This is a genomic window from Wenzhouxiangella psychrophila (assembly GCF_042310375.1).
Lineage (GTDB): Bacteria > Pseudomonadota > Gammaproteobacteria > Xanthomonadales > Wenzhouxiangellaceae > Wenzhouxiangella.
On record NZ_JBHJMQ010000010.1, the window covers coordinates 139,302 to 149,709 of the forward strand.

9 protein-coding genes are annotated in these 10,408 nt (G+C 63.0%); 6 read left to right on the forward strand and 3 right to left on the reverse strand.

Features of this window, described 5'->3' with window-relative positions:
• Window positions 1-53 precede the first annotated feature (53 nt).
• Complete coding sequence (locus tag ACDC66_RS12865; protein WP_376697137.1) at window positions 54-701, forward strand: hypothetical protein; 648 nt, start codon at window positions 54-56, stop codon at window positions 699-701.
• A gap of 65 nt (window positions 702-766) precedes the next feature.
• A complete protein-coding gene (locus ACDC66_RS12870) occupies window positions 767-1,675 on the forward strand; it encodes an MBL fold metallo-hydrolase (protein WP_376697138.1) in 909 nt (302 codons plus the stop codon).
• Here the strand turns inward: ACDC66_RS12870 and ACDC66_RS12875 are convergent.
• Together ACDC66_RS12875 and ACDC66_RS12880 are read right to left on the reverse strand one after the other, a co-directional pair.
• The gene (locus ACDC66_RS12875) at window positions 1,648-2,352 is read right to left on the reverse strand and encodes a spermidine synthase (RefSeq protein ID WP_376697139.1); all 705 of its coding nucleotides are present in this window, start codon (window positions 2,350-2,352) and stop codon (window positions 1,648-1,650) included. The genes ACDC66_RS12870 and ACDC66_RS12875 overlap by 28 nt on opposite strands.
• Window positions 2,353-2,478: 126 nt before the next feature.
• Window positions 2,479-4,197: a winged helix-turn-helix domain-containing protein gene (locus ACDC66_RS12880; protein WP_376697140.1), complete on the reverse strand. Its 1,719-nt coding sequence runs from the start codon at window positions 4,195-4,197 to the stop codon at window positions 2,479-2,481.
• 144 nt (window positions 4,198-4,341) lie between these two features.
• Here ACDC66_RS12880 and ACDC66_RS12885 point away from each other — a divergent pair, with 144 nt between their 5' ends.
• A complete protein-coding gene (locus ACDC66_RS12885) occupies window positions 4,342-5,106 on the forward strand; it encodes a hypothetical protein (RefSeq protein WP_376697141.1) in 765 nt (254 codons plus the stop codon).
• A 117-nt stretch (window positions 5,107-5,223) separates the two neighbouring features.
• Window positions 5,224-6,204, forward strand: a complete 981-nt coding sequence (locus tag ACDC66_RS12890; RefSeq protein WP_376697142.1) for an amidohydrolase family protein — start codon at window positions 5,224-5,226, stop codon at window positions 6,202-6,204.
• Window positions 6,205-6,709: 505 nt separating this feature from the next.
• On the opposite strand, the gene ACDC66_RS12895 is transcribed toward ACDC66_RS12890, so the two are convergent.
• Window positions 6,710-7,936 carry a serine hydrolase domain-containing protein gene (locus tag ACDC66_RS12895; protein WP_376697143.1) on the reverse strand — a complete coding sequence of 409 codons (1,227 nt, stop codon included), beginning with the start codon at window positions 7,934-7,936 and terminating at the stop codon, window positions 6,710-6,712.
• A gap of 168 nt (window positions 7,937-8,104) precedes the next feature.
• On the opposite strand from ACDC66_RS12895, the gene ACDC66_RS12900 reads away from it, so the two are divergent.
• On the forward strand, window positions 8,105-8,608 hold the full coding sequence (locus tag ACDC66_RS12900) for a DUF2165 family protein (RefSeq protein WP_376697144.1): 504 nt from the start codon (window positions 8,105-8,107) through the stop codon (window positions 8,606-8,608).
• Window positions 8,609-8,647: 39 nt separating this feature from the next.
• Window positions 8,648-9,796, forward strand: a complete 1,149-nt coding sequence (locus ACDC66_RS12905; RefSeq protein WP_376697145.1) for a pyridoxal phosphate-dependent aminotransferase — start codon at window positions 8,648-8,650, stop codon at window positions 9,794-9,796.
• Window positions 9,797-10,408 lie beyond the last annotated feature (612 nt).

Sequence of the window (10,408 nt, forward strand, 5' to 3'; positions counted from 1 at the left end):
TTGACCAGTCCGGTCAGCGTGGCGCGGGTTCAATCCACCGGGTGGGGATTCCGATGACCGCCGCGATTGTCCGAACCGCAATTCTGGCCGTGATGGCCTGGGCCTGGCTTTACTGCAGTTCGGTTTTCTCGCCCTGGGCCGAAAGCGCCGAACCGAGATTGTGGCTCTACGACACGCTGATCTACACCGGCTTCGGGCTGGTATTGTGGGGAGCTGGCGAACTGCTGGTTCTGGTCATCACTCGTCGCGCCAGTGCCCTTCCGCTGTCGTTTGTTCTGCTGGCCGCGATTGCCGGCATGGCGCACTGGCTTTTGCATCATGCCGACATCGGGTGGCAATGGCGGGTAGGGCTGTCGTCACAAGCTCTGGTTTCATACCAGGAGCCGGTCTATGACGATCAGCGCCGCCGCGTCGGCTGGCTGCTGGTCGACACACAGCGTGCCCCCTGCGACAGCCAGGCCTGGTTATGGCTCGGACGCCCCTTTGGTGGCGGAACCGGCATCAACCGTGCCCTCGTCCACAGTCCCGGGGCTGCCCCGTTGACGCCGCAGTCCGGTGCCTTCGGCTTCGTTCGCGTCGACGAGGACTGGTGGATGGCCTATCAGCATCCCGAAAGGTTTCGCCCGGACGAGTCGGGATCCTGCACGCCCGGCAAGGTGTTGCCCTCGCATGCTTCCGGTCGCGCCTTTATCGACGGTTGAGCGGTGGTTTCATGCCTCTGATGTATTCTGAGTTTCAGGCTCGTCCATCACTCGGAGAATCGCCCGTGAACAAGAAATTCTTGAATCCCCTCGTCGCTGCGGCCTTGCTTGCCGCTTCGATTCCCGCCTTGGCGCAATCCATGGAAGACGTCGAGATCAACGTCGAGTCGGTTACCGACGACGTTCATGTCCTGACCGGCCGCGGGGGCAACCTCGGACTCGTCGTGACCGAGGAAGGTGCCTTCCTCGTCGACGATCAGTACGCACCCCTGACCGACAAGATCCTGGCGGCTATCCGCTCGGTCACCGACCAGCCGGTGAAGTTCGTGCTCAACACGCACTGGCACGGAGACCATACCGGCGGCAACGAGAACCTGGCTGAAAAGGGCACACTCGTGGTCGCGCACGACAATGTGCGCGAACGCATGTCGAGCGAGCAGGTGAACGAGTTCTTCGGCCGCACCACGCCGGCGTCTCCCGATGCGGCCTTGTCGGTGGTGACCTTCAACGACGCCATCTCCTTCCATCTGGGTGGACACGAGATCCGCAGCTTCCATGTGCCGAATGCGCATACCGACGGCGACTCAGTGGTTTACCTGCCCGGATCCAACGTCATTCACGCCGGCGACATCGTCTTCTACGGCCTGTACCCCTTCGTCGATGTTGATTCCGGCGGCAGCTTGTCCGGCATGATTTCGGCCGTCGAGCGCATTGCCGAACTGGCCGGCGACGACACGGCCATCATTACCGGCCACGGTGGACCGGTCATCGACCGCGAACAATTGCTCGGTTATCACCAGATGCTGACGACCGTCCAGGAGAGGCTCGGTAGCGCAATCGAAGAAGGCCTGTCCCTGGAGGAAATCCAGGCCGCCGGCATCACCGATGAATACGATGAGCAGTGGGGCGGCGGCTTCATCCCGCCCGATCGCTGGATCGAACTGCTTTACCGTGACGCGACGGAGACACCCTGATCATCGACAGTCCCGAACCAGATGAAGTGCCGCGCTCCCTTGCCGGCCCGGTGAGGCCGGACAACGCGCTCGTCGACCCGGAAGCCGGCCTGTTTCATGCGCTTGACGAACAGTCGGTCGGGCCCGGCCGACCATATCGACAGCACGCCGCCGGGCCGCAGTGAACGGGCAATGGCCGCCAGTCCGGCGGCCGAGTAGATCCAGTCGTTCTCGCGCCGGATCAGCGCCTCGGGCCCGTTGTCGACGTCGAGCATGATGGCGTCGAAGCCGGACTCGGGCTTGCGAATCACATCGCTGACATCGCCCACGTAGACGGTGGCTCTAGGATCGGACAGGGGGTGACCGGCCGGTTCGCCCATCAGGTCCCGGTTCCAATCGACAACCTCCGGCACCAGTTCGGCCACCACCACTTCGGCGTCGGGTCCGACGGCTTCCAGGGCGGATGCCAGGGTGAAACCCATGCCGAGCCCGCCGATCAGCAAGCGAGGGTTGGCGACGCCCTTGATCCGCGCGCAGGTCAACTCGGCCAGCGCCTTTTCCGATCCGTTGACGCGGCTGTTCATCAACTCGCCCCGGCCGGGAATGGTGATCGAGAACTTCACCTCGTGCTGATACAGCAGCATCTGCTTGTTCGTATCCGGGATGGTGGCGGTGCCGAGAAGAATGGAAGGTTTCATGAAGACTCGATGGAGTAGGGCGAGATGATTCTGTTGCGCGTCACTGACGGCATGCTGTCGGCGAAGCGTACCTGAACGGCCCAGGCTTGTCAGCGCCCAAGAATCGTCCGGGCCGGGGGCTACCTGCTACGAGGTCAGGCCGGCTTCCTCGAGGAATGGCTCGTAGCGTGCGTCGGAACGGATCGGGTCCATGACCGGGTCAACCCGCATCAGCATCAGATCGCGACTGCGATTGTGCAAGGCGCGTTTGAGCGCCTCGAATGCGCGCCCGTGATCTTCCAGACCGATATAGCCAAGGACCAACTGGTAGGGATCAACATAATCGCGGCTGCTCTGGTTCTCCAGCGCCGCGATGATCGCTTCGGCCCCGTTCCTCTGTCCCATACGCCCCAGCAACCAGGCCAGATCGCCTGAAAGGTCGGGCTCTTTCCCCGCCTGTTTCACCGCGTGTCGAAGCTCGGCCAGGGCCTGGTCCGGATCGCCGAGTTCGGCCAGCACGTATGCCAGGGCCCGGCGCGCGTGGGCGAAGTCCGGGTCCAGTGCAAGGGCATCGCGGTAGGCTTGCTCGGCCTGTGCAAAAAGACGCCCCCAATAGTGGATATAGCCCACATCAGTGAGAGTAATCAGTGACCGAGGATCGGCCTGCAACGCCCGTTTGATCTCGGCCAGGGCGGGCGCATTGTGTTCGCCTGCGGCAAGCGTGAGGGCGCGCAGGTGGCGGGCATTGCAACTGTCGGGATCGAGTTCGATGGCGCAATCCAGGCAATGGGCCGCGGCGGAAAAATCCCAGTCGTGGAAGAGATGAATCGCACCCATGATTTCGTGGCCGCGCGAGTAGTCGGGCGCCAGGGCCACGGCTTTTCCGGCCGCTTCCCGGGCGCTATCGAAAGCTTCTCGCGGCGGCGAGGCGCCGAAAATGCCCAGTGTCGACCAGGCGGCGGCCAGCCCCGCCAGCGACGGTGCATGGTCCGGTTGCAGTTCGAGCGCATGCTGGAAATGCCGGATGGCCTGCATCCAGGCCGGCAACGCCCATTTGTGCCAGCAGTACCAGCCCTTCATGCTCGCGATGTGGACTTCCGGGTCGTCGGTGCGGCGAGTGGCGCGGGTCGGGGCGGCATCGCCGGCCAGTTCCCCGGCAAAGGCTTCCGCAACCCGGCTGGATACGGCGTCTTCCACGGCAAATGGATCGCGGTCTGCGCTAGTGAATTGATCGGCCCACAAGCAACTGCCATCGGCGACCCGCAGCAGCCGAGTGCTGATCCGGATTCCCGCTGCGCCGGCCTGGAAGCTGCCTTCGAGTATCGCGTCAACCTGTAACTGTCGCCCGGCCTCGAGTGCATCCTGCCGCATTTCGGCATAGCGCATGACGGCGCTTGGCGGCCTGACCACCAGTCCTCCCAGACCGGCGAGAGCGGTAATCAGGGCATCGGCCATGCCAAGGCCGAAGTGCGCCTGTTCGGCATCATCCCCAAGATCGAGAAACGGTAGTACAGCAAGCGAAGCAGGTACCTGCGAAGTCGCCGAAGGGGCTGACGAGGCAACTTTCCCGACAAACCGGTAGCCGCGGCGCGGCACGGTTTCAATCCATTGGGCCTCTCCGGAGCCGCCCTCAAGTGCACGCCGCAACTCGTAAACGGTCTGCGAAAGATTGGATTCGCTGATGTCCTGGCGCGGCCACAGCCAGTCGAGTAACTCGGCCTTGCTGACCACCCGATCCCGATGCGCCAGCAATTGGCACAACAGGTCATAGGCCTTGGGCTTGAGCGGGATGACCTTGCCATTGCGGGTCAGTCGTTGCAGTGACGGCTCGACCACGAACTTGCCGAATGCCAGTCGCTTACTCACCGCAATCTCCATGTCCTGCTGACAACTTGCTGACGAGCCGTTGAAGACTGCGACGACCCTGCGGCGGCAATCTGGCCGTGCCGATGCGGAGCGGCTCCGGCCGCCGACCGACATCGCCATCCAAGACACACTAGGAGCAGCACGATGACTTCCACTCTACAGCCCGGCAATCACCGCATACTACCAAAACCGCACTACTTCACCGCTGTCGCCCTGACACTGCTTCTTTTCATGGCAACAGCGGCCCCGCTCGCCATGGGCAACGGACCCGTCAAGCTGGATTTCCCGTCGCAGTCCCCGGGCATCCCGGCCTACGCCCGCCTGGAACTGCTGATACCTGACTTCGACGTTCCCCACGACGACGACTGGGCGGCCATCGTCTTCTACCGCAATCCTGAATGCGTTCCTCTGGATTTCGATCTTGGCCAGTTTTTCCACTTTCCCGGTCCCGACGGTCCGGGCGCATTTGGATGCCAACTGCTGATCGAGGGCTCGGAACTGTGGACCAATGGGCCGGAGGAAGATCTGGCACCCGTGTATGCCCGTTCACGCAGTGCCGTGCCGGGCCTGCCCATCTGGTTTGTTGCCTGGCCGGAACTGAGCGAGTTGTTCGACGCCGGGACGGTCTACATCGACGAGATCGAAGCCCTGCCATCGCTCATCCGGGGACAGGCCTGGTGGTTCGAAGAATCGCTACACCCCAACGGTTCGGCGCCCGACCCGGCCATCAGCCTAAATGCGCGGGGCCGGCTGGAAAGCGGTGGCCGCTTCTTGCTTGATTGGCACTACCACGCCAATGCGGATGAAGACGAAGTGCTCATCGAGCTGGGACGGCCCGACCACCCTTCCAATACCCGGCCACCCAGCGTGATCTGCGTGATACATCCCTACCTTCCAGCGTGCTCATAGCAAGGCCCGGGTTCCTGATGCTTCCGGCGGGAACCCGATCTTTCTTCGGGTCCGTATTTCGCCGCTGACACGACACGGATCCAATCCTTTGTCACATCGCCACACCAGGAACGGACCATGAACGACAGACGATTGCTTGCGCTACTCTTTGTGTTGCCGATGCTCTCCCTGGCAGGCGACAGCGACTCGGTCCCGCCCATTATCGATATGCACCTTCATGCTTATCCAGCGGACCGGTTCGGTCCACCTCCTGTCGCCATCTGCGCACCGTTCAGGATCTTTCCGACCTGGAACACGGCCAGTCGGGGGGAGGGCGTGATGGCTGCGGCGGGCAGGTCCTACTGTGATCGTCCGCTGTATTCACCCACGACCGATAATGCGCTGCGCGAACAAACCATCCGCCTCCTCGAACGCCACAACATCGTCGGCGTCATCAGCGGTACGCCCGGGGATGTGCGTACCTGGCGCAAGGCCGCACCCGATCGCCTGATTCCCGGCCTGGAGCTGTTCGGTCCGGGTGTCGATGTCGCCCCGGATGATTTACGCCGATTGCATGCCGACGGTGAACTGAAAGTGCTGGCGGAAGTCGTTGGTCAGTACGCCGGTATCGGTCCGAAGGATCCGAAGATGGCGCCGTTCTGGGTGCTGGCCGAGGAGCTCGACCTTCCCGTCGGTATTCATATCCATCCCGGCCCGCCCGGAACACCTTACATGGGCGGCGCCACCCAGGGCCTGACTCGTCCGCTTGATCTCGACGACATCCTGATCGAATACCCGAATCTGCGGATCTACGTCATTCACGCCGGCTGGCCCCAACTCGACGACATGCTGACGCTGATGTACACCCACCCGCAGGTGCATGTCGACATCGGTGCACTGGTCAATATCCATCCACGGGCTGACTTCCATCGTTACCTGAAAGCCATCATCGAAGCCGGCTTTGGAAAACGCGTGATGTTTTCTTCTGACCAGATGATCTGGCCGGAGCTGATCGAAGGGGCCATCGAGTCGATCGAACAGGCGCCCTTTCTGAACGAAGAACAACGGCGCGACATCTTCTATAACAACGCAGCGCGCTTCCTGCGCCTTGAAGGATAAACTACGGGGTATCTGATTGAATCTGGAATATCCGCACCGCCGATCAATGCAGTCCTTGATGAATGATTCGAGGAAAAAAGTAAGGCGCATCATGGATTACTGGAGAGGCCTTCTGCATCGGTGTGTATTGAATCATAGGTGGCAACCGGCGTTGCACTGAAGGTTCGCCCTCAGACTCACAAGAGAATGATGCTTTTTGCCACCCTGTCCATCACGGGGCCGCCGTTGACACGCATCGGCCACTTCGATGCATTTCGAATCAGTGACGCTTTCGTGGTGAACGACGCAATTTACGGTCTCGGCGGCGTTCTTCTGCTGTATTCAGTGGTTCTGTTCCACGACATCCGGGTGCTGGGGCGTCCGCACGCGACCATACTTTGGGCGGCGCCATTGCAGTTCGGATTGATCGTCATCGCCGGTTTGATGGTGGCCAGGAGCGATTTCGGACAAGGCCTTGTTCTCTTTTGGGGCAAGGTGCCCCGGGCCGTAGCGCGGTCGAGCGATCCTAGTCGCCGGAAGCGACGGTTGCGGCGGCGGCGACTTCGCCGGGTCGGGAACCGGGCGTGGTTTTCTCGTCACGGACGATCATCGGCGGTTCGGCCAGCAATTCTTTCCAGAAATGCGCAGTCATGGCATTGAGCGCCGACGACTCGGCGTTTAACAGCACGGCAATACCGGTGCCGCGCTCGCGCGAGTAGCCCACCTGGGCGACGAAGCCGCGTACCCAGCCGCTGTGCATGAAAATGTCTTCGTCGCCGACGGTATAGATGCGCCATCCCAGCCCGTAGTGGGCGTTGGTCAGCAGGCCTCGCCAGCTCTTCTGGCGCATGTCCCGGGCTGTGTGCAGCCGCTTGCGGGTCAGTTCGCCGACCAGTCCCGGAGCGATCACGTCCGGGCGATGGCCCATCTGGGCGATCAGCCACTGGCCCAGATCGATGGCGCTTGCATTGATTCCGGCCGCGGGCGCCACGCGATAGTAGTTCTCGTTGACCTCGGTCGGCGCCCAGCGCTGGCGGCTCACCTTGACGTGCGGTTTCGCGCGGTTTTCGCTGGCCAGGAATTCGGCCATGCCGACCGAAGCCTGCTGCATCTCCAGTGGCTCGAACAGCCGTTCCCGCAGGAGCTCGGCATAGTCGCGCCCGGTGCTGGCCTCGATTGCCGGCTCGACCAGGGAAAACAGGACGTTCTGGTAGGTGTAGCACTGACCCGGTGGGCACATCGGCTCGACCCGGCCGAATTGCGGCAGGATCTGTTCGAGTGTGCGCCCGGCGTTGAGCAGGTTGTCATAGGCGTTGGGCACGATGCCCGCAGACTGGCCGAGCAGGTGCTCGAGGGTCAGTCGCTGCGCATGCTCGGGCCGGGCCAGGGTGAACTGCGGCACGAAGCGCCTGACCGGGTCATTCCAGCGCAAGGTACCTTCGGCGACGAGCTGGCCGGCAAGTAGGGCCGCGAAGGTCTTGGACACCGAGGCAATGCGAAACACGGTCTCGGGGGTGACGGCCCGGGTGCTGCCGCGCGTGAGCACGCCGAAACCGGTCGCATGCACGATGCGCCCGTCGCGCACGACCGCCCAGGCCGCGCCCGGAACGGCGGCAGACTCGAGGATCTGTCCGAATTCCCGGTCGAGCTGCGCCCATTCATGACCGCCGGACGCCTGCTGCGCGGCCGGCGTCGGGGCCGGCAGGGCGGTCAGCATCATCAGTGCCATCAGGGCTAGGGGCAGGCGGGGCATGGGCGGCTTTCACAAAGAAGATCGAGCCGCGATTATACGGCCTCGCCGGCCAGGGCCGGTCCGGATTGCACAGCTTGCGCCCGGCCGAGTCGCATCCCCGGGGGCGACGGAGTATATTCGGCCCGAGGGAAATGTCGCGTTTACCGGTCATCCGGGGAGGGAAAAGTCATGCCCATCCGACTGCTGAAAGTCGTTCTTGTCGTCTGCGTCGGGCTGCAGGCCCTGTTCTACGGCTTGCAGAACATCGTCAATCTCGAGGCTGCGCACGCGGTCATGGCCGCCGTCTTGTCGATGGCCGATCACGAGTACTACCACAATCATTTCGGTCCGCCGGTGACCGGCGTGCTGGTCTGGGTGGCGCTGTGGATCGTGATTCTCGGCGAGCTGCTCGCCGGCGTCTTGTGCCTGAAGGGCAGCTTTGACATGGTCCGCCGCCGGCACGATACGCCCGCTGTGTTCACCCACGCCAAGCAGTGGGCCGTCGTCGGCTGCGGCGTGGCCGTGGCGGTCTGGCTCGGCCTGTTCATGGCTATCGGCGGCGCGTACTTCCAGATGTGGCAGACCGAGCTCGGTATCAACTCGCTCGAGGGTGCGTTCATGTACGTCGTGTCCTCGGGCATCGTGCTGCTGTTCGTCAACATGCCCGACGAGGCGCCAGGCCACACCGTGTAGCGTGTAACCTGTAGGCCGGTATCGAATCACTGATCGACCATGCCGAGATTTCCGAACATCGCCGAGTCCGCGCAGGGCGTGAAGGGCTCGGTCTATTCCGGACTGAAGAAAAAGCCCGCTTCCGGCAAGCCGCCGGTGCCGTTGCACGTCGGCGACACCTGGATGGAGCCGGCCGAGGGCTGCCGCATGCAGGATCTCACCGTCCAGGACCACCCCGGCATGCACCGCTACTCGCCCGTGCCGGGCTACCCGCAGCTTCGCGATCGCATCGCCGAGGTCCACGGCGAGCGCACCGGCATACAAACCGAACGCGGTCAGGTGGTGGTCACCGGCGGTGCGACGGCCGGCCTGGCGGCCGTGGTCGGCGCGCTGGTATCACCCGGCGAGGAAGTGCTTCTGGTCGCGCCTTACTGGCCGCTGATCGCCGGCAGTGTCAGGGCCTTCGGCGCCACGCCGGTGGACGTGCCGATGATGACCGAGATCGACTCGGCCGAAAAAGCCGTCGAGCGACTGAAGCAGCACCGCACGGACAAGACCGTCGCCGTCTACTGGAACACCCCGCACAATCCCACCGGACGACTGCTGCCGCGCGAGTGGCTGGAAGCCATGAGCGCGTGGGCCAGAAAGAACGACCTGTGGATCTTCTCCGATGATGTTTACGAAGACTACGTCTACGACGGCGAGCACACCTATACCCGATCTGTCTCGCCGGACAACACCATCTCGGTACACAGTTTCTCGAAAGCCTACGGCATGGCCGGCAACCGCTGCGGCTACCTGGCCGGGCCCGACGAAGCCATCGATGCGGTCAAGCGCATCATGACCAACATCAACTACTCGGCCTGCTCGGCCTCGCAGCTGGCGGCACTCAACGCCCTCAACGGCGCCGCCGACGAGTGGGTCGCCAACGCCCGCGAAAAGTACGCGCAACTCGGGAAGGAAGCGGCCGAAGCGCTCGATCTACCAGCACCCAAAGGCAGCACCTTCCTGTTCCCGGACGTCGCGCACGCCCTCGATGACCGCGGCCTAGACGGCCTGCTCGGCGACCTCGCAGAAGCCGGCGTGCTGGTCGCCCCCGGCCCGAGCTTCGGGCCCTACAAACACCACGTAAGGCTCTGCTTCACCGCCGCGCCCCCAAAAGAAATCCACCGCGGCATCGAAATCCTGGCGTCCAAGCTAAGCAAATAAGACATGGTCCCGGCCTCCAAGCCGGGGCCTGACGCTCCGGAAAATTTTTGTCGTCCCGGCCGAAGCGAAGCGCAGAGCCGGGACCTCGCACGCAACAGACCAGCACGGCCTATCGACAACCGAGTATCCCCCACGCTGGCACCACCCAAATCACCTGTGCTAGCCTCAAACCTCTTCCGGCCCTTCTTGGGAAGGGGCAGGGCCGGAAGTTGATTTGAAAGAGGAGGGAGATCGTGGGCAATCACGATCCGTTGTTCACCCATGGCGTTGGCGGCACCATCCGTCCCGATGTTTCCGTTTTCTCTCGGCCCAGCATCCGAGTCAGTTGGCGTGCTGCGCTATGCCAGCTCTTGTCATCTGACGCCAACCGACTTTTTCGCCGCATAGCATGCGAGCTCGCAAGCGGAACTCGAGGGAAGTCAGGATGATGAGGCGGGCGAACAGCGCGGCGCGCAGATTAAACGGCGAAATGGCCGTAATAATCGCTATGACCCACTTCCGCCACCTAATTACTAGTTATAGCACTTGTGCTTTTCAGCATCCGGCTCGTTGCCAAACGTCGAGCAGTCGATTCGCCTAGCTCCGTGCGGGCAGCGAGCAAGGGGCAGCGTC

Coding starts and splice junctions, on each gene's coding strand:
- ACDC66_RS12895 (WP_376697143.1), bottom strand. CDS start 7,936: ATGCCCCGCCTGCCCCTAGCCCTGATGGCACTGATGATGCTGACCGCC.
- ACDC66_RS12885 (WP_376697141.1), top strand. CDS start 4,342: ATGACTTCCACTCTACAGCCCGGCAATCACCGCATACTACCAAAACCG.
- ACDC66_RS12890 (WP_376697142.1), top strand. CDS start 5,224: ATGAACGACAGACGATTGCTTGCGCTACTCTTTGTGTTGCCGATGCTC.
- ACDC66_RS12900 (WP_376697144.1), top strand. CDS start 8,105: ATGCCCATCCGACTGCTGAAAGTCGTTCTTGTCGTCTGCGTCGGGCTG.
- ACDC66_RS12905 (WP_376697145.1), top strand. CDS start 8,648: ATGCCGAGATTTCCGAACATCGCCGAGTCCGCGCAGGGCGTGAAGGGC.
- ACDC66_RS12875 (WP_376697139.1), bottom strand. CDS start 2,352: ATGAAACCTTCCATTCTTCTCGGCACCGCCACCATCCCGGATACGAAC.
- ACDC66_RS12865 (WP_376697137.1), top strand. CDS start 54: ATGACCGCCGCGATTGTCCGAACCGCAATTCTGGCCGTGATGGCCTGG.